27 protein-coding genes are annotated in these 23,974 nt (G+C 44.3%); 20 read left to right on the forward strand and 7 right to left on the reverse strand.

The features are described 5' to 3' along the window. The first annotated feature begins 12 nt into the window (after window positions 1-12). The 11 genes from aroB (at window position 13) to OCU38_RS00965 (ending at window position 11,713) form a co-directional block, all read left to right on the forward strand. Window positions 13-1,116, forward strand: a complete 1,104-nt coding sequence (aroB, locus tag OCU38_RS00915) for a 3-dehydroquinate synthase (protein ID WP_261823444.1) — start codon at window positions 13-15, stop codon at window positions 1,114-1,116. A gap of 22 nt (window positions 1,117-1,138) precedes the next feature. Next, window positions 1,139-2,578 carry an SPOR domain-containing protein gene (locus tag OCU38_RS00920; protein ID WP_261823445.1) on the forward strand — a complete coding sequence of 480 codons (1,440 nt, stop codon included), beginning with the start codon at window positions 1,139-1,141 and terminating at the stop codon, window positions 2,576-2,578. Window positions 2,579-2,645: 67 nt separating this feature from the next. Beyond that, window positions 2,646-3,467, forward strand: a complete 822-nt coding sequence (locus OCU38_RS00925) for a Dam family site-specific DNA-(adenine-N6)-methyltransferase (protein WP_261823446.1) — start codon at window positions 2,646-2,648, stop codon at window positions 3,465-3,467. Between the two features lie 104 nt (window positions 3,468-3,571). Further along, complete coding sequence (gene rpe, locus OCU38_RS00930; RefSeq protein WP_261823447.1) at window positions 3,572-4,243, forward strand: ribulose-phosphate 3-epimerase; 672 nt, start codon at window positions 3,572-3,574, stop codon at window positions 4,241-4,243. Between the two features lie 16 nt (window positions 4,244-4,259). Further along, a complete protein-coding gene (locus OCU38_RS00935) occupies window positions 4,260-4,946 on the forward strand; it encodes a phosphoglycolate phosphatase (protein WP_261823448.1) in 687 nt (228 codons plus the stop codon). A 133-nt stretch (window positions 4,947-5,079) separates the two neighbouring features. Continuing rightward, on the forward strand, window positions 5,080-6,105 hold the full coding sequence (trpS, locus tag OCU38_RS00940) for a tryptophan--tRNA ligase (RefSeq protein WP_261823449.1): 1,026 nt from the start codon (window positions 5,080-5,082) through the stop codon (window positions 6,103-6,105). 102 nt (window positions 6,106-6,207) lie between these two features. Beyond that, a complete protein-coding gene (locus OCU38_RS00945; RefSeq protein ID WP_261823450.1) occupies window positions 6,208-6,798 on the forward strand; it encodes an aminodeoxychorismate/anthranilate synthase component II in 591 nt (196 codons plus the stop codon). Window positions 6,799-7,115: 317 nt separating this feature from the next. Then, window positions 7,116-8,324, forward strand: coding sequence for an aspartate aminotransferase family protein (locus tag OCU38_RS00950; protein ID WP_261823451.1), 1,209 nt, complete (start codon window positions 7,116-7,118; stop codon window positions 8,322-8,324). A 24-nt stretch (window positions 8,325-8,348) separates the two neighbouring features. Further along, a complete protein-coding gene (gene astA / locus OCU38_RS00955; protein ID WP_261823452.1) occupies window positions 8,349-9,368 on the forward strand; it encodes an arginine N-succinyltransferase in 1,020 nt (339 codons plus the stop codon). A 23-nt stretch (window positions 9,369-9,391) separates the two neighbouring features. Beyond that, window positions 9,392-10,855, forward strand: coding sequence for a succinylglutamate-semialdehyde dehydrogenase (gene astD, locus OCU38_RS00960; RefSeq protein ID WP_261823453.1), 1,464 nt, complete (start codon window positions 9,392-9,394; stop codon window positions 10,853-10,855). Between the two features lie 60 nt (window positions 10,856-10,915). Beyond that, a complete protein-coding gene (locus tag OCU38_RS00965; protein ID WP_261823454.1) occupies window positions 10,916-11,713 on the forward strand; it encodes a DUF1338 domain-containing protein in 798 nt (265 codons plus the stop codon). A gap of 87 nt (window positions 11,714-11,800) precedes the next feature. On the opposite strand, the gene crp is transcribed toward OCU38_RS00965, so the two are convergent. The 6 genes from crp to OCU38_RS00995 all read right to left on the reverse strand — a co-directional run bounded on the left by crp (window position 11,801) and on the right by OCU38_RS00995 (window position 17,195). Then, complete coding sequence (crp, locus tag OCU38_RS00970) at window positions 11,801-12,433, reverse strand: cAMP-activated global transcriptional regulator CRP (RefSeq protein ID WP_017029447.1); 633 nt, start codon at window positions 12,431-12,433, stop codon at window positions 11,801-11,803. Between the two features lie 223 nt (window positions 12,434-12,656). Further along, complete coding sequence (locus tag OCU38_RS00975; RefSeq protein ID WP_023402448.1) at window positions 12,657-13,526, reverse strand: phosphoribulokinase; 870 nt, start codon at window positions 13,524-13,526, stop codon at window positions 12,657-12,659. A gap of 65 nt (window positions 13,527-13,591) precedes the next feature. Next, window positions 13,592-13,813, reverse strand: a complete 222-nt coding sequence (locus OCU38_RS00980) for a YheU family protein (protein ID WP_023402449.1) — start codon at window positions 13,811-13,813, stop codon at window positions 13,592-13,594. Between the two features lie 18 nt (window positions 13,814-13,831). After that, the gene (locus tag OCU38_RS00985) at window positions 13,832-14,812 is read right to left on the reverse strand and encodes a hydrolase (protein ID WP_261823455.1); all 981 of its coding nucleotides are present in this window, start codon (window positions 14,810-14,812) and stop codon (window positions 13,832-13,834) included. Beyond that, entirely contained in the window at window positions 14,805-15,269 is a 465-nt protein-coding gene (locus OCU38_RS00990) for a TIGR02444 family protein (RefSeq protein WP_261823456.1), read from the reverse strand. Before OCU38_RS00990 ends, OCU38_RS00985 begins: the two co-directional genes overlap by 8 nt. Before the next feature lie 6 nt (window positions 15,270-15,275). Next, the gene (locus OCU38_RS00995) at window positions 15,276-17,195 is read right to left on the reverse strand and encodes an ABC transporter ATP-binding protein (RefSeq protein WP_261823457.1); all 1,920 of its coding nucleotides are present in this window, start codon (window positions 17,193-17,195) and stop codon (window positions 15,276-15,278) included. A gap of 118 nt (window positions 17,196-17,313) precedes the next feature. On the opposite strand from OCU38_RS00995, the gene kefG reads away from it, so the two are divergent. From kefG to slyD, 4 genes are all read left to right on the forward strand, one after another. After that, the gene (gene kefG, locus OCU38_RS01000) at window positions 17,314-17,910 is read left to right on the forward strand and encodes a glutathione-regulated potassium-efflux system ancillary protein KefG (protein WP_023402453.1); all 597 of its coding nucleotides are present in this window, start codon (window positions 17,314-17,316) and stop codon (window positions 17,908-17,910) included. Further along, window positions 17,897-19,708, forward strand: a complete 1,812-nt coding sequence (gene kefB / locus OCU38_RS01005) for a glutathione-regulated potassium-efflux system protein KefB (protein ID WP_261823458.1) — start codon at window positions 17,897-17,899, stop codon at window positions 19,706-19,708. The genes kefG and kefB overlap by 14 nt, the downstream gene beginning before the upstream one ends. Further along, window positions 19,698-19,895: a YheV family putative zinc ribbon protein gene (locus OCU38_RS01010; protein WP_040890843.1), complete on the forward strand. Its 198-nt coding sequence runs from the start codon at window positions 19,698-19,700 to the stop codon at window positions 19,893-19,895. Before kefB ends, OCU38_RS01010 begins: the two co-directional genes overlap by 11 nt. A gap of 86 nt (window positions 19,896-19,981) precedes the next feature. After that, entirely contained in the window at window positions 19,982-20,530 is a 549-nt protein-coding gene (slyD, locus tag OCU38_RS01015) for a peptidylprolyl isomerase (RefSeq protein ID WP_261823459.1), read from the forward strand. Between the two features lie 104 nt (window positions 20,531-20,634). On the opposite strand, the gene OCU38_RS01020 is transcribed toward slyD, so the two are convergent. Beyond that, entirely contained in the window at window positions 20,635-20,877 is a 243-nt protein-coding gene (locus tag OCU38_RS01020; RefSeq protein ID WP_261823460.1) for a SlyX family protein, read from the reverse strand. A gap of 375 nt (window positions 20,878-21,252) precedes the next feature. Between OCU38_RS01020 and fkpA the strand changes: the two genes are divergently transcribed. The 5 genes from fkpA to tusB all read left to right on the forward strand — a co-directional run bounded on the left by fkpA (window position 21,253) and on the right by tusB (window position 23,950). Next, a complete protein-coding gene (fkpA, locus tag OCU38_RS01025; protein WP_261823461.1) occupies window positions 21,253-22,050 on the forward strand; it encodes an FKBP-type peptidyl-prolyl cis-trans isomerase in 798 nt (265 codons plus the stop codon). A 160-nt stretch (window positions 22,051-22,210) separates the two neighbouring features. Next, entirely contained in the window at window positions 22,211-22,924 is a 714-nt protein-coding gene (locus OCU38_RS01030; protein ID WP_023402459.1) for a helix-turn-helix transcriptional regulator, read from the forward strand. A gap of 1 nt (window position 22,925) precedes the next feature. After that, a complete protein-coding gene (gene tusD / locus OCU38_RS01035; protein WP_261823462.1) occupies window positions 22,926-23,318 on the forward strand; it encodes a sulfurtransferase complex subunit TusD in 393 nt (130 codons plus the stop codon). Next, the gene (tusC, locus tag OCU38_RS01040) at window positions 23,315-23,671 is read left to right on the forward strand and encodes a sulfurtransferase complex subunit TusC (RefSeq protein WP_261823463.1); all 357 of its coding nucleotides are present in this window, start codon (window positions 23,315-23,317) and stop codon (window positions 23,669-23,671) included. Before tusD ends, tusC begins: the two co-directional genes overlap by 4 nt. A gap of 3 nt (window positions 23,672-23,674) precedes the next feature. Then, window positions 23,675-23,950, forward strand: coding sequence for a sulfurtransferase complex subunit TusB (gene tusB / locus OCU38_RS01045; RefSeq protein ID WP_261823464.1), 276 nt, complete (start codon window positions 23,675-23,677; stop codon window positions 23,948-23,950). Window positions 23,951-23,974 lie beyond the last annotated feature (24 nt).

The following is a 23,974-nucleotide window of genomic DNA, read 5'->3' on the forward strand; positions in this document are numbered from 1 at the left end:
GGAGAGCATCCCATGGAACGGATCACGGTAAGTTTAGGGGAGCGAAGCTACCCAATTTCAATTGGTGCTGGGTTATTGGGTAACCCGGCCCTCTTTTCAAGTCTATTCCCGTCGTCAAAAGATTTATCACAGCAACAAGTGGTTATTATCACTAACACAACCGTTGGTCCTCTCTATGCAGATAGAGTGAAACAACAATTTGTTGAGTTAGGGTGCAATACAAAAGTCTTAGAACTGCCTGACGGTGAACAATATAAATCCCTAGAAACCTTTAATGATGTGATGAGCTTTTTGCTTGAGCATAACTACAGCCGCGACGTACTTTTAGTTGCATTAGGTGGTGGTGTCATTGGTGATCTGGTGGGATTTGTGGCTGCGTGTTACCAGCGCGGTGTGGACTTTGTACAAATTCCGACAACTTTACTGTCTCAAGTAGATTCTTCTGTTGGTGGCAAGACTGCGGTTAACCATCCTTTAGGTAAAAATATGATAGGCGCGTTCTATCAACCTAAAGCCGTGATTATTGATATCAATACATTAGCCACTTTGCCTGATAAAGAGTTTTCGGCGGGTATGGCTGAGGTAGTGAAATACGGTGTGATTGTAGATAAGCCATTTTTTGAATGGATAGAACAACATATCGAATCACTGACAGAGCTAGAAAGTAGTGCTGTTATCAAAGCAGTGGCTACCTGTTGTCAAATTAAAGCTGATGTTGTTGCTCAAGATGAAAAAGAGTCAGGTATTCGAGCGTTATTGAATCTTGGTCATACTTTTGGTCATGCTATTGAAGCTGAATTGGGCTATGGTAACTGGCTACATGGAGAAGCTGTGTCATCAGGTACCGTAATGGCAGCAAGAACAGCCGCTTATGCTGGAATGCTTGATAGCATTGATGTCGACAGAATTGAATCATTGCTTATTGCCTGTGATTTACCTGTGCACACACCAGAGAGCATGTCTGGTGAGGACTTCATGAAGCATATGATGCGCGATAAAAAAGTATTGGCGGGACATTTACGCTTAGTGTTACCAGATGCAATTGGTAGTGCCAAAGTGATTAGCGATCTCGACCTTACGCATGTTTATCAAGCTATCGAGGACGGACGTAAATAAAAGTAACATACAGGGATAGTGGATGAGTCAATCTCATAAGGCCAGAACATTGGAGTTGCAATCACAGGCGTTATTGTTAGATAAATTGCGTCTAATGACTCGTTTTGGCTCGAATCTCGTTACTTTAATTGGCTCAAGAGGGGCAGGGAAATCCTGGCTTCTTGAGCGTCATTTCTCACAATGTGTTGTTGGTTACAAAGCCAAGTTGCTTGGTGATTCCGCAATGTCAGAACAAGACATGGCTGAATCCTTGTTCGCACAACTGACCACTGAACAGGCGTATTCTGCGCAGCACTCCCTTTTTGAAAATTTAGATCAAGCATTTGGCTTACAGGCGGCTGAGTTCACTATTTTGGTGGATGATGCTGGCTTATTCTCCGAAGAAATTCTTTTGTCCTTGTGGAATTTGGTTGAGCGCATTCAAGCTCACCCTACATGGACTATCAATGTAATCATGGCATGTGGCCCTGACTTATTGTCAAAGAAAATCCTGCCCCTATGTCATCAATTTAATACTCAACCTGTACAACTCAATATTGAGCCTCTGCCAAAAACAGAAGTGGAATTTTTCTTAGAGTTGATGGTGCTTAGAAAATTTGAAAGCTTGAACAAGCGCGACAGTATTCGTAAAAAAGCAAATCGTTGCCCTCAGTATCCGGGCGAGCTAATGGCATTAGGAAGTAAAGTGAAACCAATGAAAACTGCATTATCTTCTCACAATGGCTCAGCCAAATCTGGCGTTGTTGTGATCATTCTTATTATTGTGATTGCGTTAATTGCTTGGTGGGTATTATCTGGCTCCAACTCCACTTCGCAGCCCGATGCACCCGATCAGGCATTAACGAGCAATGTTGAGAAAGCCAACACTGAATCTCTCAGTGGGCAAAGCCAGCAGGTTGCGGATTTTTCGGCAAAAGAAGAGCAAACTCTGACTGACGATGCTCATCAATTGCCGCCACCGGTGACCAAGAAAACCATCACTTTAGATGACAATAGTCGTGGTCAAGAGCGAGTCGTGGTTCCAGATCAGGTGGTTGATTCTTTAATTGATACCGAAACGCAGGTAGTGAAGCCGACAGTGAAGTCGTCAACTTCAGTCGCTGCGACTCCATCGGTAGCATCTGCAGAACAAGACAATAACACTCAGCCAAGAGTTCATTTCTCCTTTGCGCGAGATGAATTGCTGGCTATCAGTAGTAAGCGCTATACGGTACAACTTGGCGCATTGCGCAGTATGGGAGAGGTGCAGGCGTTTATTGATGAACACCAATTGCAAAACCAAGTACGCATTTATCCGACGCCTCGTTCAGGTAAAACTTGGTACATTATTACCTATCAAGACTTCCGCTTTGTAAAGCAAGCCAGTGAAGCAATTGAACAGCTACCCGATGCGGTACAAAGTGTCGGCCCTTGGGTTAAGTCGATGTCACAAGTGCACAAAGAGGTTGTGGCAGGAAAATAACACTGAGACATATGTCATTTTGTGATACATTCCGCGTCCTAGAAACTATGGGTAGTGAAGACCAGCAATGAAAAAACAACGAGCCTTTTTAAAGTGGGCAGGTGGTAAATATGGACTCGTTGATGATATTCAGCGTCATCTACCACAAGCAAAAAAGCTAGTTGAACCTTTTGTTGGGGCAGGCTCGGTATTTTTAAATACCGACTATGAACACTACCTGCTTGCTGATATCAATCCAGATCTTATCAATCTGTACAATCTGTTAAAGCATGATCCGCAGCCTTATATCAATGAGGCAAAACGCATGTTCACCGCTGAATACAATCAAAAAGAGGTGTATTTAGACGTTCGCAAACAGTTTAATGCCAGCGATGATATTCAGTTTCGCTCGGTGGCCTTTTTGTATATGAACCGCTTCGGTTTTAATGGCTTGTGTCGCTATAACAAAAAAGGCGGTTTTAACGTGCCGTTTGGTTCGTATAAAAAGCCTTACTTCCCAGAACAAGAACTGGAGTTTTTTGCTGAAAAAGCCAGTAAAGCGACGTTTGTTTGTGAAGGATATTTAGATACCTTTAAGCGCGCCAGAAAAGGCAGTGTTATCTACTGCGATCCACCTTATGCGCCGTTATCGACCACTTCAAACTTTACTACTTATTCAGGCAATGGCTTTTCTCTGGATGACCAAGCCGCGTTAGCGGATGTTGCCGAGCGCACTGCCAATAAGCGTGGCATCCCGGTACTGATCTCGAACCATGACACAGTATTAACGCGTCGCTTATATCATGGCGCGCAACTGAATGTGGTGAAAGTGAAGCGCACCATTAGCCGAAATGGCGCAGGACGTAATAAGGTGGACGAATTGTTAGCCTTGTTTAATCGTGATGCTTAACATCAGTCGCAACATTGACATTCATTTGTAAATTGTCCTTTTAGTTTATGGTTTGCTTTTGTAGAATTGCGCGCAAATTGAACGCATTATTCTAGGGAACAGCTATGAACGACTTTCTTATTGCACCATCTATTTTATCTGCAGATTTTGCTCGTTTAGGCGAAGATGTTGAGCGTGTATTAGCCGCCGGTGCCGATGTAGTGCATTTTGATGTAATGGATAATCACTATGTGCCAAATCTGACTTTTGGCGCACCTATCTGTAAAGCACTGCGTGATTACGGCATTACCGCCCCTATCGATGTTCACCTGATGGTGAAGCCTGTTGATTCTATTGTTCCAGAATTTGCTAAAGCGGGTGCCAGCATGATTACCTTCCATATCGAAGCGTCTGAGCATGTTGACCGCACTTTGCAACTCATCAAGCAACACGGCTGTAAAGCGGGTGTTGTATTAAACCCAGCCACTCCTTTGACTCACTTAGACTACATCATGGATAAGGTTGATATGATCTTATTGATGTCTGTAAACCCTGGTTTCGGTGGTCAGTCATTTATCCCTAACACTTTAGATAAGCTGCGCGCTGTGCGTGAACGTATTGACGCAAGCGGTCGTGATATTCGTTTAGAGATCGATGGTGGAGTTAAGGTCGACAACATTCGTGAAATTGCAGAAGCGGGTGCGGATATGTTTGTGGCAGGTTCGGCGATTTTTAATCAACCTGATTATCAACAGGTGATTAATGAAATGCGCGCCGAATTAGCGAACGTAAAATAATTAAGGTGAAATAACTGTGGCTCTAAATCTAACTAAGTTATTGGCTTTTGATCTCGATGGAACGCTTCTCGACAGTGTTCCAGATCTTGCCATTGCAACGGATCAAGCGGTACAAGCCATGGGGCATCCAAGTGTCTCTGAAGCGCAAGTGCGTGAGTGGGTAGGCAATGGCGCAGATGTATTAGTGGCGCGTGCTTTAAGTCGAAGTATGCACATTGACCCAGCATTGAGTGATGAAACTAAGCAACAAGCACGCCAGTATTTTGATCGCTTTTATGCCGAATGTGGACACACGCAAAGCAACTTATACCCTAGCGTTGCAGAATCGCTAAATAAGCTTCATCAAGCCGGTTATTTATTGGCGATTGTGACCAATAAACCTTATCAGTTTGTACCAGAGATCTTGTCTCAGCATGGTCTTAGCGACCTTTTCATTGACGTATTAGGTGGCGATGCACTGGAAAAGAAAAAGCCCGATCCAATGCCATTGAATCACTTGCTTGAAAAGCATCAGCTTTCAACGGATGAGATGATCATGATTGGCGATTCTAAAAACGACATTCTGGCCGCGAAAAATGCCGGAGTGACATCCGTCGCTTTACCGTATGGTTATAATCACGGTGAGCCTATCGAGTCTTCTCAACCCGATTATCTGATTGACGACTTATCCCAGTTGGTTGAACTGCTGCCATCTTGTCATTGATGCACAATGAATGAGCCTGAATTGTCAACTTAGGCTCGTTTTACTGTTTTTTTTCTTCCAATATATTTGTCGATGAGTACACTGTTTTATCGTATAAAAAATTAATTTTAGAAGTATTGAGGAAGTAATTATCATGACCACTAAACCAATAGTGTTAAGCGGTGTTCAGCCGTCTGGTGAATTAAGCATTGGCAACTATCTTGGTGCTCTGCGTCAATGGAATCAGATGCAAGATGATTACGACTGCCAATACTGTGTTGTTGACCTACATGCCATCACGGTACGTCAAGATGCTAAAGCTCTGCACGAGGCAACGCTAGACGCTCTGGCTATTTGTCTTGCAGTAGGCGTAACTCCAGAGAAGAGCACTTTGTTTGTTCAATCTCACGTGCCAGAACACGCTCAGCTAGGTTGGATTCTAAACTGCTACACTCAAATGGGTGAGTTAAATCGTATGACTCAGTTTAAGGATAAGTCGCAACGCTACGCAAATGACGTAAATGTGGGCTTATACGATTACCCAGTATTGATGGCAGCTGATATCTTACTATACGGTGCGCACCAAGTGCCGGTGGGCAACGATCAGAAGCAACACCTTGAGTTAGCTCGTGATATCGCAAACCGCTTTAACAACATCTACGCAACGCCTGAATCGCCAATCTTCCAAATCCCAGAACCGCACATTCCAACTGTGAATGCTCGTGTTATGAGCTTACAAGATGCGAATAAGAAGATGTCGAAGTCGGATGATAACCGTAAGAACGTGATTACGCTTCTTGAAGACCCTAAATCGATCATCAAGAAAATCAACAAAGCGCAAACGGATCCAGAAAACCCACCGCGCATTGCTTATGATGTAGAAAACAAAGCGGGTATCGCAAACCTTATGGGCCTTTACTCTGCAGCAACCAATAAAACCTTTGCTGAAATTGAAGCTCAATACCAAGGTGTTGAGATGTACGGCCCATTCAAGAAAGATGTGGGCGAAGCTTTAGTTGAAATGCTAGAGCCAATTCAAGCTGAATATCGTCGTGTTCGTCAGGACATGCCTTATCTTAACGAAGTCATGAAAGCGGGCGCTGAAAAAGCATCAGCCCGAGCTGCGGTAACACTGGATAAAGTTTACCAAGCGGTTGGCTTTGTTAAGCGTCCGTTTTAAACGCCTTACTTAAGTCCGCTTTTAAACGCGGGCTCAAATCAGTTGTGATAGAATGCCATCGCCTCAAAGGTGGTGGCATTTTTTATTTGTTTGGATTTTTGTATGCTGTTAATCATTGATAACTATGACTCTTTTACTTACAACCTCTATCAATACTTTTGTAAGTTAGGTTGCGAGACTAAAGTTGTACGCAATGATGCTATTACCCTTGCCCAAATCCATGCCTTACAACCACAAGCCATTGTGATATCTCCTGGGCCTTGTACACCTAACGAAGCGGGTATTTCGCTACAGGTTATTCAAGAGTTTATGGGGAAAGTGCCCTTACTTGGTGTTTGTCTTGGGCATCAAGCGATTGCTCAAGTGCTGGGTGGGAAAGTCATTCGTGCGGATAAAGTCATGCACGGAAAAACCTCTCCAATTCGCCACACCAACCAAGGCGTATTTACTGATTTAAACAATCCACTCACGGTCACTCGTTATCATTCTCTGATCGTAGAAAAAACTTCTTTACCTGATTGCCTTGAAATGACTTCATGGACGGTTGATGAAAATGGACAAGCCAAAGAGATCATGGGCTATCGTCATAAGACCCTACCTATCGAAGGGGTGCAGTTTCATCCAGAGTCGATTAAGACAGAGCAGGGACTAGAGATCTTAGCTAACTTCTTAAAGCATACTGCTTGTCTATAGTTCACAACTCACAACTCACAACTCATAACTCACAAGTAAAAACGCATATCTATTGAGATTACTTGCATAATATTTATCTGTTCATCTTAGTGCTGTACGGGTGTTTGTTATGTTCAATGATATCTTTTTCTCTTTATTATCCCGATAGAGTCACACTGTGCGCGATTTGTTCGGTATACTAGGTCAATAAAACAGATAATTAGCTTGAAATGGTTAATAAATTGTTAATACAATGCCTATATAGACGAAAAGTCTTCTGCAATGCATAAATAACGAATTTTACCGTTGCAGGGAAAATGCATAAAGGAGTGATGGATATGACAGATGTAACGCGTAAAGACTTCGATGAAGTAATGATTCCTTGCTATAACCCAATGGCGGTTATTCCTGTTCGAGGGCAAGGTGCGCGAGTCTGGGATCAGCAGGACAACGAATACATTGATTTTGCGGGTGGGATTGCGGTGAGCTGTTTAGGGCACTGTCATCCAATCATGGTTGAAGCCTTGTCTGAGCAAGCCAATAAGTTATGGCATCTAAGTAATGTCATGACCAATGAGCCGGCACTTCGATTAGGTAAGAAGCTGGTTGAATTGAGCTTTGCTGATAAAGTCTTTTTTGCTAACTCAGGCGCAGAAGCGAACGAAGCCGCTTTGAAATTGGCACGCCGTTACGCTGCCGATGAGTTTGGTAGTCAAAAATCAAAAATCATCGCTTTTAATCAAGGTTTTCATGGCCGAACTTTCTTTACTGTGACCGTGGGTGGGCAAGCTGCTTACTCTGATGGTTTTGGTCCTAAACCGGGTGATGTTGAGCATATTCCTTACAATGATATCGAAGCCTTCAAAGCGGCAATTTCCGATGAGACTTGTGCGGTGATGATGGAGCCTCTACAAGGTGAGGGCGGCATTATTTCGCCATTACCAGAGTTTGCACAAACAGTGCGTGAACTGTGTGATAAACACAATGCACTGCTGATTTTTGATGAAGTACAAACAGGTAATGGTCGTACCGGTGATTTCTATGCTTACCAAGGATTAGGTGTGACGCCTGATATCTTGAGTACAGCCAAATCGTTAGGCGGCGGGTTCCCTATCGGTGCTATGCTAACCACCGATAAGCTAGCGCAGCATTTCAAAGTGGGCACTCATGGCTCAACCTATGGCGGTAACCCATTGGCGTGTGCTGTCGCAGAAGCGGTAGTCAATCACATTTCACAGCCTGAAGTTCTGCAAGGTGTGAAAGATCGTGAAGCCATTTTCCGTGCTGAGCTTGAGCGCATCAATGCGAAATATCCAATGTTTGCTGAGTTTAGAGGTAAAGGATTACTGCTAGGTGCTGAGCTTAACGACAACTGGAAAGGTCGTGCTCGTGACGTATTAGTTGCGGCAGGTGAAGAGGGTCTATTGGTGTTGGTTGCAGGAGCGAATGTGGTTCGCTTTACGCCTTCACTCGTGATCACGACAGAAGAAATTACACAAGGACTGAAACGCTTCGAAGCAGCGGTAGCAAAATTATATAACGCCTAGCTTTCTATCAGGGAGGATAGTCAGATGTTGGTAGTACGCCCAATTTTCAAGGATGATAATGAGGCTCTGTATTTATGTGCAGAAGAGTCTGGTCACGGTTTTACTTCTTTGCCCGTCAATGAAGAGTTGTTGCAAAATCGAATCGAACATTCGGTCAATAGCTTTTTAAAGCCAGACGTTACCCAACCGGGTAACGAAGGCTATTTGATGGTTGGGGTAGATTGCGATACCGGTGAAGTGGCAGGTACTACCGCCATTGAAGCGTCTGTTGGTTGGGATGTGCCTTTTTACTCTTACCATATCAGTAAGGTGGTGCATTCCTCGCCAAAGCTAGGGGTCAATAATGTGGTCAAACTCTTAACGTTTGGCAACAACTACACAGGTTGTAGTGAAATCTGTAGCCTGTTTTTACGCCCTAAATTCCGAGGTGGCCTCAACGGCCGCCTAATGTCTAAATCTCGCTTTCTTATGTTAGCAGAGCATCCACATCGCTTCTCTAAAACCATCTTTGCTGAAATGCGCGGAGTCTCTGATGATAAGGGCAACTCGCCATTTTGGGATTGGTTGCAAGAACACTTCTTTTCCATCGACTTTACGATGGCCGATTACCTGACAGGGATAGGTAAAAAGGGCTTTATTGCCGATTTGATGCCTAAACTACCCATTTATATCAATCTGTTGAGTAAAGAGGCGCAAGCGGTTATCGGTCAGGTACACGACAATACTCGCCCTGCCTTGAAGCTACTGGAAAATGAAGGGTTTACTTGTCGAGACTATGTCGATATTTTTGATGCTGGACCAACGGTAGAGTGTGACCTGCGTAATATTGATACTGTGCGTCACTCTTTTCGAGCTAAGGTATCTATTGCCGAACACGGCAGTTCGACCAACTATTTGATTTGTAATACCTCGTTTGAACATTTCCGAGCCGTCGCTCAACAAGCTGCATTTGATGCAGCAAGCCAAACCGTCATCATTAGCCCTAAAGTTGCCAAAGCCCTTCAAGTTGAAGTGGGTGACTGGGTTCGCATGGCCGCTGTATAACTCGAATAACAAGGATGAATTGTATGCAAACGCATTTTATAGCCGGTGAGAGGATTTCAGGACAAGGTGATGAAATTTGCTCTTTATCTCCCTATAACAGCGAAGTGATTTGGCAAGGGCATGCCGCCAGTAAAGGGCAGGTTGAATTGGCGGTTTCCAGTGCGCGACATGCTTTTATTAGTTGGAAGAAGCGTCCCTATGCTGAGCGAGAACAAATCATAGTGCGATTTGCTGAGCTAGTGAAAGAAAACGCCGAGCTTATTGCTGAAACTGTGGCGAAAGAGACGGGCAAGCCTTTGTGGGAAACGCGCACTGAGGCGGCGGCGATGGCGGGAAAAATTGCCCTGTCGATTAAGTCCTATCATCAAAGAACGGGTACTCAACACAAACAAGTTGCGGGAAATGATGTCACGCTACAGCATCGCCCGCTTGGTGTGTTGGCGGTCTTTGGGCCTTATAACTTCCCTGTTCATCTGCCAAATGGACATATTGTTCCAGCTTTATTGGCAGGGAATAGCGTTGTATTTAAACCGTCCGATCTCACGCCATTATGTGGCGAATTAGCCATCAAACTTTGGCATCAAGCGGGATTGCCTGCTGGCGTTATCAATTTGGTGCAGGGCGCTAAAGAAACGGGAATAGCGCTGGCGGAGTCGACGCAAATAGATGGTCTACTGTTTACTGGCAGTGCCAATACTGGGCATATTCTGCATCGTCAATTTGCGGGGCAACCAGACAAAATGTTAGCGCTAGAAATGGGAGGTAATAACCCTCTTATTGTCAGTGAGCAGTTTGGTGAATTAGATGCCGCTGTACATACCATAATCCAATCTGCGTTTATCAGTGCCGGTCAGCGCTGTACTTGTGCAAGGCGTTTGTATATACCCGTAGGCGAGGCTGGAGACGCTCTTATTGCTCGCCTTGTTGAGGTGACTAAGAAGCTGAAAATGGATCAGCCGTTTGCTCAGTCTCAACCTTTTATGGGGACATTGATCTCTCGAACTGCCGCCGAGCAAATTATTGCGGCTAAACAATCTTTAATTGAGCTTGGCGCTAAACCATTACTTGATGGGCAGTTGCTCAATGATGCGTTTATTTCGCCAACGATTCTAGAGGTGAGTGCTATTGCTGACTTACCAGACGAAGAATACTTTGGCCCACTGTTGCAGGTGGCGCGCTTTACTCGGTTTGAGGATGCAGTTGCGCAGGCCAATAACACCCAATATGGGCTTTCTGCTGGGCTTATCTCGACTCGTGATGATGAGTGGCAATTTTTCTCAGATGAAATCCGTGCCGGCATTGTGAATCGCAATCGCCCCATTACAGGAGCCAGTGGCGATGCACCATTTGGCGGGCCGGGAGCATCGGGTAATTTAAGACCGAGTGCGTTCTATGCTGCAGACTATTGTGCTTATCCAATGGCGTCTATCCAAGGTGATGCGCCAATTCTCCCGGAAACATTATCTCCGGGAATTGAGTTCGACTAACCATCTGCTCAACTAACCATTTGTTTGACTAGTAATTGCGTTTGGCTACAAGGAGGGGTTATGGGTGTACAAAAGCTATTTGACCTATTGTGGGATGACTTTAATGGCAGGCTCTGCCCATCGTCGCAGGTGATCCACGAATTATTAAAGCAAGATAAAGCTTTGATTAATGATCATATTGCATTGCGAACTTTTGCTTGTTCGCCCGTTGGCTTAGATGCTTTAGCACAGCCCTTTCTCGATCTTGGTTATCAAGAAGGCGGAGACTATGTGTTCAAAGCCAAAAAATTGGTGGCGAAGCACTATCAGCACCCACAGCCTGACTTTCCCAAAGTCTTTATTAGTCAATTACAACTAGAGCAGTGCTCAGATGAATTGCAGGCCATTGTCAGGCAATTGATTGAGCAAATAGAGTCACAACAACTTGTGGGTTCTAACTTTTTGCATGGCGGACGCTTGTGGGATTTAAGCTTTGAGCAATATCAGCAATTAGCACAAGAGAGTGAATACGCCGCATGGGTTGCCGCACATGGTTATGGGGCAAATCACTTTACCGTTAGTGTTAACCAACTGGCGCAGTTTGCTGAGGTGAGTGAGGTGAATGCCTTTTTGCAAGAAAAGCAGTTCGCCATCAATGCTTCTGGCGGTGAAGTGAAAGGGACACCTGAGGTGTTGTTAGAACAATCTTCAACCATGGCAGATAAGGTAGAGGTTACGTTTACCGATGGTATACAAACCGTACCGGGTGGGTTTTATGAGTTTGCCAAGCGTTATAAAGATAGACAAGGTCAGCTTTATCAAGGCTTTGTCGAGGCGTCAGCCGATAAGATTTTTGAAAGCACCAATAGTGGTAAATAACACGTTATTAAATGGAATATTAGAAGTGCAGGCAATAAAAAACCGCTGTTGAATAACAGCGGTTTTAGTATTTGAAGCTAAAGTTGATTAACGAGTACCGTAAACCACAATAGTTTTACCGTGTGCAGAAATCAGGTTTTGCTCTTCAAGCATCTTCAAGATACGACCTACAGTCTCACGAGAACAACCTACGATCTGGCCAATTTCTTGACGAGTGATCTTAATTTGCATGCCGTCTGGGTGAGTCATTGCGTCAGGTTGTTTTGCAAGGTTAAGCAGAGTCTGAGCAATACGACCAGTCACGTCTAGGAACGCAAGGTCACCTACTTTTTGACTTGTCACTTGCAGACGGTTAGCCATTTGCGAAGAAAGACGCATTAGGATGTCTGGATTAACTTGGATTAGCTGACGGAATTTCTTGAATGAGATTTCAGCAACCTCACATGGAGATTTAGCACGAACCCATGCGGTACGCTCTTGATCATCTTCAAAAAGACCTAGCTCACCGATGAAATCACCTTGGTTAAGGTAAGAAAGAATCATTTCTTTCCCTTCTTCATCTTTAATCAGTACTGCTACAGAACCTTTTACGATGTAGTAAAGAGTTTCCGCTTTTTCGCCAGCGTGGATCAATGTGCTTTTTGAAGGGTATTTGTGGATGTGGCAATGTGACAAAAACCACTCTAAAGTTGGATCTGTTTGAGGTTTACCTAAAACCATATTCTTATCTTCCTCTCTCAGCGAGTATAATTATGTCCCCAGACATCGCCATCTAAGGGGCGAGGGGTGTAGTTGCTGCTACTACGTTTAATTTTTTGCAGTACGAATAGTAACTTTTTTTTAGCGAAATTTCTTGATTTTGATCGTCATGACCTGTTGAATTTTCACACAAAAGCGTGCCCTTAATCACACTCTTATTAAAGAGTGTGATTAAGGTCGGACCTTAGCCTATCTTTCCTGTCTCTAGCAGTTGTTGCAATATAGGGCGAATAATGAGTTCCATGGCGAAACTCATCTTACCGCCGGGCACAACTAAGGTGTTATGTCGTGACATAAATGAGCCATCAATCATGGCGAGAAGGTAAGGGAAGTCGACGTTTTTAAAGCCGCGCATACGAATCACTACAAAGCTTTCATCTAAGCTTGGAATGCCTTTGGCGTTAAGTGGGTTTGAGGTGTCTACGGTAGGCACACGCTGAAAGTTAATGTGGGTGCGCGAAAACTGTGGAGTGATGAAATTTAGATAGTCATCCATAGAACGCACGATCGAGTCCATCACCGCTTCTCGTGAGTGACCTCGGTCGCGAGTATCGCGGACAAACTTCTGAATCCATTCTAAGTTTACAATTGGCACCATGCCAATTAGCAAATCAACATGCTTGGCGACGTTGCAAGTGCTATCCACCACACCACCGTGTAAGCCTTCATAAAACAACACATCGCTGTTTTCGGGAAGTTCTTGCCATGGGGTAAATGTGCCGGGCATTTGGTTGTAGGGTACGGCTTCGTCAAACGTATGCAGGTAGCGACGTACTTTGCCTTCTCCCTTTTCGCCATATTCTTTAAAGAAGTTTTCTAGGGCAGGAAAGTCATTGGCTTCGGGGCCAAAGTAGCTAATGTGTCGCCCTTGCTCTTTGGCTTTACGGATAGCAACATCCATTTCAGGGCGAGTAAAGCGGTGAAAGCTATCTCCTTCAACCCAAGCCGCCTTAGTGTTCATCATATTGAACATTTTACGGAAGGCTTCAGAGGTGGTGGTGGTGCCTGCTCCAGAGGAGCCAGTTACCGCTATGATCGGATGTTTAGCTGACATGACTTTCCTTGTCTGTGTTTAAGTGCGAATGAATAGTATACAAATAACATCTGCTTATTTCAGTGTTATAAAGGTTTCGAGTTATGACTTACTTTTATATCGATACTTTCATGTAATTCAGAGTAAACAATAACGGCTGTTCCTTGTTGAAGCTGTTGCTTGATTTGATCCACTTTATCTGCAAGAGAGATTTCAACTTCTCCGTAGTCGGTGCCTTCTCGCAGAATATACTCTTTAATCAGGCTTTCTAGTGTTTCTGGGGCAATCTCTTTCCACGGTACAATCATGCTGGATACTTATTTAAGTTATTGTTGAGGCGTAAATTTATCATAAAAGCTAGGTACCGCCATCTCTAACCAAAAATGAGGGGAGCGTAGCGAGCCCCCAACAAAGCCCACATGCCCGCCATTATTGACTAAATGGTAGTTGAGATTAGGGTTTAGCTTGAAGGTTGGGATCACTTCATCGGTCATAAAGGGATCGTCTTTGGCATGAATTATATGAGTTGGAATTTGAATCTCATTTAGCCTTGGCAGTCCTGAGCATCGAGTATAGTAATCTTGAGCATCAATATAACCGTGCAAGGGGGCGGTAATCGCGTTATCAAACTGATGCAGCAGTTGCATGTTGTTGATGGTGTCAATATCGATGCCGATGGCTTCTTTTAGCAACTCAATCTTTTGTAATGAATGCTTTTTTAACGAGTTTAGTAAGTAGTTTTGATAGAGCTTACTAAAGCCTTGTTCAATGCGTTGCGAACATACCGCTAAATCCAGTGGCGCACAGATCACGGTCGCTTCATCAACCAAAGGTTGCTCGTTATAACGTGCGAGATAATTCACTAGCATGTTTCCGCCAAGCGAAATTCCAACCGCGACTTTAGGGTTATTGGGAAAACGCTGATGGATTTGCTGGAGAAAAAAGCGTGCGTCCTCGGTTTCCCCTGAATGATAGGCTCGCGCTTGTTTGTTCGGTTTACCGCTGCAACCTCTAAAATGCATCATTACTGATAGCCAACCTTTTTGGGCAAAGGCATGCATCAGTCCGTGGGCGTAAGGGCTGTTAAAGCTTCCTTCCAAACCATGAAAGAGAATAAATATGGGCTTATTCTGCGCAGATGGTGCTTGCCAGTGTTCACTCCATGCCAAATCAAGGAAATCATCATCGGCGGTGGTTAATGTTTCCCAAACCGGAGTAAACAGAGGTTGCCGACGAATAAATCTAGGCATGAGCGTTTGGATGTGTGGGTTTTGAATGCTCCAGTGCGGAGAAAAGCGATTAATCATGAATTTGCTTATTAAATATCTCGGCGAGTTGCTGCGCACCTAGCTGGTGGCAATAGTCGTTGATTAAGTGAGGCTGAGTCACTGCTGTCAGTGGCAATTGATGAAGTACCGCGACAATATCGGCTTGTTGTTGGCGTTCGAGCTGCAACTCAAATTGTAGAGAATCTCGATATAAAGAGTCGGGTAAATGCGCTTTGGATTTTCGTCTTAATTCTCTGAAATGCAGCAATAAAGGCTCTGTGCGAGCTAGGCTTTGTAGCACCTTTGGCCACTGTGAATCGGCAAAAGAGAGGTGCTGTTCATCAAGCCATTTGACCGTGAGTAACAGATTTACATTGCCGTGAAAATGGTTTTGTAGGTGTAAGCACGCCTCTTTGATCTCCTGCACACAGTAGTAGCGCAAACTAAATTGCCACAAACTATCTAGGGTCAAAAGATGGTTCGGCGTGCTGTTCATCCGTTGTTATTCGTTATCCAGCTCTTGTTGCATTTCTTCTAGAGTTTCTTGATCTGTCATCCATTCCATTTCTACTTCCTCAAGTTCCGATTTTGCACTGGCTTGCTGGCTGAGCACTTGAGTAAGTTTAGCTTTGTTTTCCGCCTGATACAGGTCGGTGTCGCTAAGTTGCTCTTCGCATTGCTCTAACACCTTGTTGAGCTTATCCATTTTCTTTTCTAAAGCGGTGATATTTTTACGAATAGGTGCGGTGAGTTTACGAAACTCGGCTTCTTTGCGTTTTTGATCTTTTTTTGCTGCCGCTGAATGCACGGAAGATTTAGGCTCATCACTCGATTGCGCTTTTTTGATCTCTTTTTGTTGGTCGGTTAGCCACTTGTAGTAGTCGGTTAAGTCACCATCAAAAGGTTCAACTTGTTTGTCGTGAACTAGGTAAAGATCATCGGTGGTCGCGCGCAGTAGATATCTATCGTGACTGACGATAACCATGGCGCCTTCAAAGGTTTGCAGAGCCATAGTCAAAGCTTGGCGCATGTCTAAATCAAGGTGGTTGGTTGGCTCATCCAGTAGCAGCAAGTTAGGTTTTTGCCACACCAGTAACGCCAGTACCAAACGGGCTTTTTCACCGCCAGAGAAAGGCGCAACTTTATCGAGCGCTTTATCGCCTTGGAAACCAAAGCTACCTAGGTAGTCACGCAACTGCTGCTCTGTATGTTTGGGCGCAATTTGCATTAAATGCTGAAGCGGAGTTTCATCAGGATGCAGTGTTTCTAACTGATGCTGAGCAAAGTAACCAATTTTCACCCCTTGCGAGTAGGTAAAGTCACCGCTCTTAGAAGCCAGTTCGCCAGACAGTAATTTGATTAGTGTTGATTTACCTGCGCCGTTACGACCAAGTAGGCCAATGCGACTACCTGGGACTAAGTTTAAGCGAATCTTTTCTAAGATCAGCATGTCGTCATAACCCGCTGATACGTGATCCATCATGACGATTGGATTTGGCAGCGCCGCAGGTTCACGAAACTGGAAGCTAAATGGATTATCAAACTGCGCAGGCAGTACTTGCTCCATTTTCTCTAAGGCTTTAATACGGCTTTGTGCTTGGCGCGCTTTTGAGGCTTTATAACGGAAGCGGTCAATATAGCTTTGCATGTGAGCAACTTGCTTTTGTTGCTTTTGATACATGGCTTGTTGCAACACCAGTTTTTGCGCACGCTGGCTTTCAAATGATGAGTAGTTACCTGTGTACTCATTCAATTGTTCGTTTTCAACATGAATGATACGACCCACGACAGGATCGAGAAAATCCCTATCATGGGAAATGAGCACTAGAGTGCCTCGATAGTTTTGCAGCCAACGTTCCAGCCACATTACCGCGTCTAAATCCAAGTGGTTGGTTGGTTCATCAAGTAGCAATAGATCAGAGCGGCACAGCAGTGCTTGGGCAAGGTTTAAGCGCATGCGCCAACCCCCCGAAAACTGGGTGAGATTCCATTGCATTTGCGCTTGAGAAAAACCTAAACCATCCAGTAACTCCGCCGCGCGAGCGCGAATTGAATAACCACCAATGGTTTCAATTTTGCCATGCAGTTCAGCCACCTTGTTGCCGTCGTCAGCCAGTTCAGCTTTGGCTAAATCGGCTTCAAGTTGGCGGTATTCTCTATCGCCATCAATGACATATTCGATTGAAGTACGCTCTAAAGCAGGGGTTTCTTGGGCAACCCAAGCCAGTTCCCAGTGTTTGGGCTGTTTGAAGTCGCCGGCATCAATGCTTAATTCACCTTTCATTAAAGCGAATAAGGTGGATTTACCACATCCATTCTTGCCGACAAGGCCCACCTTGTCTCCCGGATGAATAGTGGCAGAAGCATCTTGCAAAAGTGCTTTACCGCCGCGCAATAATTGAATGTCTGAAATCGTAATCATGAAAATGCTAAGCGTTAATCGAATATGTTGCTCGCATATTAGGGGGAATAGGGGTAAAAGTCGATCCCTTGACATGATAGGATGAGGGCAATGTAACAGTTAAGGAAAGTGTCAAGGAATGACAAAGCTGTCTGCTTACCCCTCAAGTGTCCCTCGAGTGTTGGTGATATACGCTCACCCTGAACCGGATAGCTCGGTGGCTAATCGGTGCATGATTGATCAAATCAAAGAATTGCCCAATGTCACTGTTCACGATTTATACGCTGAATATCCCGACTTTTTTATTGATATCGCGTTAGAGCAGCAACGCCTGCTACAGCACGATGTCATCGTGTTTCAACACCCTATGTTTTTGTATTCGTGCCCTGCCTTGCTTAAAGAGTGGATGGATCGTGTATTGGATAAAGGATTTGCTTTTGGCTCTCACTGTGCGCTGCAAGGAAAGCATTGGCGCAGTGTGATTACGACCGGAGGGCAAAAGTCAGCCTTCTCTCCCCAAGGCTATAATAAATACCCTCTAGAGCAGATATTACAACCGTTTGAGTTGACCGCTTTACTGTGTCAGATGCATTGGATTGAACCTATGGTTTTATACTGGTCACGTACGATTCCTGACACCGAGCGTGCGCAACATGCTTTGCAATATCGACAATGGTTGGCAAATCCTCTGGCTGAGCAAGCAGATGTAGAAGGGGGCAGTAATGGCGCTAAATAATGAACTCATAGAAAGCAGTGTGTTGTTTTTAGGCGCCGCCGTTATCGCTGTGCCTTTGGCGCAACGATTGGGGCTTGGCTCGGTATTGGGTTATCTGCTGGCGGGAGTGGTGATTGGCCCGTGGGGACTGTCTTTAATTAATGATGTCGACGCCATTTTGCACTTCTCTGAGCTTGGGGTGGTGCTGCTACTGTTTCTAATTGGCTTGGAGCTGAATCCTAAAAAACTGTGGGCGATGCGCATCCCTATTTTAGGCTTAGGCGGAGCTCAAGTGCTTATATCGACACTGTTTATCTCTATGGTGGCATTTCTATTGGGCCAATCATGGATGAGCAGTATTGCCATTGGTATGGGCTTGGCGTTGTCATCAACCGCCATTGCACTGCGAGTGATTGATGAGCAAGGGTTAGCGGGAAGTGAAACCGGCCAGTCAGGATTTGCGGTATTACTGTTCCAAGATATCGCGGTGATTCCTATGTTGGCTTTATTGCCTTTATTGGCAGGAGGGGTAGCCGGTAATTGGGCTGATGTAGGGATGACATTGTTAGCTGTGGTTGGCTTGTTAGTTGCTGGTCATTTCTTACTTAGACCCTTGTTTCGATTCGTACTGTCCACTGGAACGCGTGAGTTATTTACCGCCGCGGCATTGCTGGTGGTCTTTGGCATTGCGGTAACCATGCAACATCTTGGTTTATCAATGGCGTTAGGTACATTTTTAGCCGGAGTGTTGTTGGCTGAAAGTGAATACCGACATGAGCTAGAAATCACTATTGAGCCTTTTAAAGGTCTATTGCTAGGGCTGTTTTTTATCTCGGTGGGGATGTCGGTCAATCTAGGCTTATTGTTTGAAAATCCAGCATTGATTCTGGCAACTGTGGTTGGGTTAGTCACCGCCAAAGGGCTGATTTTATATGTACTGGCGCGCCTATTTGGCATCAAGTCTAAATCGCGCAGTCGAATGGCGGCAATTTTAAGTCAAGGAGGCGAGTTTGCTTTTGTTATCTTTACTGCATCCCTAGCACTGGGTTTGTTATCTAATTCTGTGGCTAGCTTTTTATTGGTGGTGGTCAGCCTGTCTATGGTGACCACGCCGCTAATATTAAAAGTACAGTCGTGGATTTACTCTCGCAGCATTAATAGCAGTGATGAAGCTGAATCTCACGAACAGGTACGCGATCGAGAGCCGCGAGTTATCGTGGCAGGCTTTGGTCGTTTTGGACAAGTGATCGGCCGTTTGATGTACGCCAATAAAGTAAAGCTGACTATCTTAGAAAGCGACCCAAGCCAGATAAAACTATTACGTAAATTTGGCTATAAAGTCTATTTTGGAGATGTGACCAATATTGACTTATTGCGTTCGGCGGGCGCTGAAAATGCAGAAGCGATAGTGCTGTGTACCGATGCCCCTGATGAGATCATTCGCACCGTTGAATTGTGCCAGCAACACTTTCCTAATTTAAAAGTTTTTGCTCGAGCACGCAGTCGCGTAGAAGCCTATCAATTACTCAATCATGGCGTACCAGGTTATTCGCGAGAGACCTTTCTGGGCGCACTAGATTTAGGACGACAATTGTTGGTCGCTTTAGGTATGCACCCTCACCAAGCCACTCGCGCCGCCAAGCATTTTAATAAGTTAGATAACACCATGCTGAAAGAGTTGTTGCCTCAGCATAGTGATGAAAGTGATTTGGCATTGCGAGCTAAAGAAGCGCGTAAAGAGCTAGAAGAGATCTTCGGTCGAGAAATAGAAAACGAACGTCAGTCGAGCAATTACTGGAATAGAAATGATGAAAACTAGAAAACGATTTATTGCCGGCGCCGAATGCCCAGAATGTCACGATATGGATAGCTTGCGCTGGTGGGAAGTGAATAATATCGAATGGGTAGAATGTGTGAGTTGTGATTATAAACAGCCTCGCTTGCCGGCAGAAAAGCAACAAAAAGCAAAAGATCAGGATATGATTGGGATCTTTAAACCAGAATAGAATTAAGCGCTAGCCATGGCAAAGGTTAGTCTGTATTATTGCGCCTCTTTTTTGAACAGTTGAATAACCAACTTTTTGGAGTGACTATGAAAATCGACAATAACTCAGTAGTAAGTCTTGCATATCAAGTTAAGCTTGAAGAAGGCGTAGTTGTTGATCAAGCCGGTGTGGATGCACCATTGGATTATCTACACGGACACAACAACCTAGTAGTTGGTTTAGAAAAAGCACTTGCTGGCCGCGCAGTTGGCGACAAGTTCAGCGTGACTGTAAGCCCTGAAGAAGCATACGGTGAGCATAGCGACGCTATGGTGCAACGTGTTCCTGCTAATGTATTCCAAGGTGTAGATGAACTAGAAGTCGGCATGCGCTTTTTAGCGGATACAGACCAAGGTCAAATCCCTGTAGAAATTACAGAAGTTGACGGCGACGAAGTTGTTGTTGATGGTAACCACATGCTAGCAGGTCAAACTCTAACGTTTGACGTAGAAGTAGTGGCTATTCGTGAAGCAACAGAAGAAGAAATCGCCCACGGCCATATCCACAGAGAAGGTGCTCATGACCATGACGATCATGAATGCTGTGGTGGTAAAGGTGAGTGTGGTAAAGGCGACGACTGCTGCTCTAACCACTAGACTGCTGCTTTAACTACTAAAAGTTAAATCACTTAGACGTAATTTAGAAAGCCTCCCTAATCGGAGGCTTTTTTCGTTTTACAGGCTTTATCACAAAATAGGTATTAATAGTGTGGCGGTGGGGTTTCTTCTGATGGATCAGCAAGGTTAGAGGTATCCATGTTTTTCACTTTACCTACTACGTATTTCATTTGCGTTTGCATTCTTGAAATCAGTAACTGTTGCTGGCTTAACGCATCATTGAGTTCATCGATGGTTTGTTCTTGGAATGCCGCTTTACACTCAAGATCATCAATTTTCTGGTTAAGTTGTTGAATTAGTATTGAAACCTCTGTTGCATCTGACATTGCATTGAGCCTATAAAATCGATAACGGCGTGCAGTTTACCTTAGATTACCTGTGCCTTCATCTCTATATCCCAATCCTATAGCTGAATACTGACAGAGAAATAGCCACAAATACCCGTAGGGTTGGCAGGAAATAAACAGTTATAGAAGCCAATCAAGTGATTTAACTTGTTTACTAGGGAACTAATCTAAAGAGTAGGGTCTAAGTCCCTATCTCACACATTTTTACTTAGAAATGACAATTAAAGGTTGTGTAGGCGTAATTATAATTCGCACACTGACCTGTAATTTGTTAATTTTAATAAAATATTAACGGAAACAATTTGCACCTAATAGTGCTTATAGCAATGGCTACGCCATGATTTGGAGAAATAAATGAAATCAATGCTAAAACTTTCTCTGCTTGCAGCAACAGTTGCCCTAGCAGTTGGTTGTCAAAAAGAAGAAGCACCAAAGACAGACGCAGCCCCAGCTGCAACTGAAGCAGCCGCTCCAGCAGAAGCTAGCGCAATGCAATTTAAATCTGACGACGATAAAGCGGCATACGCAATCGGCGTTTCATTTGCAACTTACCTAAAAGCAAGTGTAGAGAAACCAAAAGAGATTGGTATTGAGCTTAGCGACGAAATGGTACTGAAAGGTATTACAGATTCATTTGCCGGTAACGCTGGTCTTAAAGAAGATGAAATCCGTACTGTTCTTGAAGGTCTAGACGCTCGCGTTAGCAAGAAAATGGCTGAAAAAGCCGCGGCTAAATCAGCAGCAGCATTGAAAGCTGGCGAAGATTTCCGTGCTGATTTTGCTAAGCAAGATGGCGTAACCAAAACTGATTCTGGCATCCTTTACCAAGTTGAAAAACAAGGTGACGGCGCGACTCCTAAAGCAACTGACGTAGTTAAAGTTCACTACACAGGTACTTTAACTGACGGCACTAAGTTCGATAGCTCTATCGACCGTGGCGAACCAGCAACATTCCCACTTAACCGTGTGATTCCTGGTTGGACTGAAGGTCTGCAACTTATGAAAGTGGGTTCTAAATACAAATTTGTTATCCCACCAGAGCTAGCATACGGCGACCAAGAGTCTCCTGCTATCCCTGCAAACTCTACTTTAGTGTTTGAAGTTGAGCTACTAGGTATTGAAGCTCCAGCTGCACAGCCTGCTACTAAGTAATAGTAAATAGGCTATATAAAACCGAGGCTTGCCTCGGTTTTTTGCATTTTGTTTATGATTTAGATCAGAATATTAAAGTGTTAATTCAGCTAGCCCTCTCTTTTTTCAAATAATCTGATAAACTTTAACTTATTATTTGAAATGTTAACTGGATAGACACGTGAACACTGAAATTATTGATGCTGAATCGCTATTAGAGTTGGATTCTGTTGATATCAAGCCTTTTACAGAGCACGACAAAATCATCCTACGCTCGTATGAAGCTGTGGTTGATGGTATTGCCAGTTTGATAGGACAGTTTTGTGAAATTGTTCTGCACTCATTAGAAGATCTCAACACTTCGGCTATTCGCATAGCCAATGGCGAAAACACCGGTCGTCAGGTCGGTTCTCCGATTACCGTCCTTGCTCTTAAAATGTTAAAAGACATTGAGGGTTCAGAAAGAAACTTCTCTCGCTCATACTTTACTCGCGCTAAGGGTGGGGTATTAATGAAATCGATCACTGTGGCTATTCGCAATGGTGATAATCGAGTGATTGGGCTTCTTTGTATCAATGTCAATCTAGATGCTCCTTTCTCGCAAGTGCTGACTTCCTTTATGCCAACCGAAGAAGCGCAAGCAGCGGCTTCATCGGTGAACTTTGCCAGTGATGTTGAAGAGCTGGTGGATCAAACGGTTGAACGTACCATTGATGAAGTGAACGCGGATAAAATGGTGTCGAATAACACTAAAAACCGTCAAATCGTCATGGAGCTGTACGACAAAGGCATCTTTGATATTAAAGATGCTATCAGTAGTGTGGCCGATCGCTTAAACATCTCAAAACATACCGTATATTTGTATATTCGTCAGCGTAAGACTGAGGACGAGTAATTTGAGCTTAACGTACACCTTAGTGGTGAATGGTGAGGTATATGGTGAGCAGTCAAGTTTGAATGCTTATCAGTTTGCCAAAGCCTTGATCGGAAAAGGGCACCGTTTAGTGAATGTTTTCTTTTACCAACAAGGCGTGACTAACGGTAACGGTTTAACTGTGCCTGCCAATGACGAATTTGATTTGGTTTCAGCGTGGCAGCAGTTGGCAGCAGAGCATGGGGTGTTATTGCAAACATGTGTAGCGGCTGCCTTGCGCCGAGGTATGGTCGGGCAACAAGAAGCCGAGCAACACCAGTTAGCACAGTCTAATCTTGCTGACGGTTTTGAGCAGTCTGGATTAGGCAGTTTAGCTGAGTCACTATTGAGTCAAGATAGGGTAGTGCAGTTTTGAAAAGTATTGCCTTTGTATTTACTACCTCACCACACACGACAGCCAGTGGGCGTGAAGCACTGGATGCCGTATTAGCTACCTCAGCTTACAGTGAAAACCTGTCGCTGTTTTTTATTGGTGATGGCATTAGTCAGTTATTGAAGCATCAACAACCGCAATCAATACTGAGCCGTGACTATATCTCAGCATTTCGACTGCTGGATTTATATGAGGTAGAAGATCTGTTTGTCTGTGAGACTAGCCTTCAAGAATTTGGCTTTTCTGCGGATGACCTATTTTTGGATGCGCGGTTACTCAGCGGTACTGAAATCGCCCAAAAACTGGCCGCTTGCGATGTGGTATTAAGGTTTTAAATTATGTTGCACATAGTAACTCGTCTGCACTTTGTAGAGACTCTATCTTCGTATGTGTTAGATAAAGACAGTATATTGCTGGTTGAAGAGGCGGTGTATGCCATCAATCCTAAGCATAAATTGCATGCTTGTTTGCCTGCACAAGTGACCATTAAGGCGTTGCAGCCTGATGTGAGCGCAAGAGGATTAGAAGCAGTGTGCGCGGTGCATATTGAATGTGTCGATTTTGCCGGTTTTGTTGACCTTACAGCAGAGCACAGTAAATCCTTAACTTGGTAAATACCCCCTAAAAACTATTCTAGA

Origin of the sequence: Vibrio neonatus, from assembly GCF_024346975.1 — a bacterium.
Lineage (GTDB): Bacteria > Pseudomonadota > Gammaproteobacteria > Enterobacterales > Vibrionaceae > Vibrio > Vibrio neonatus.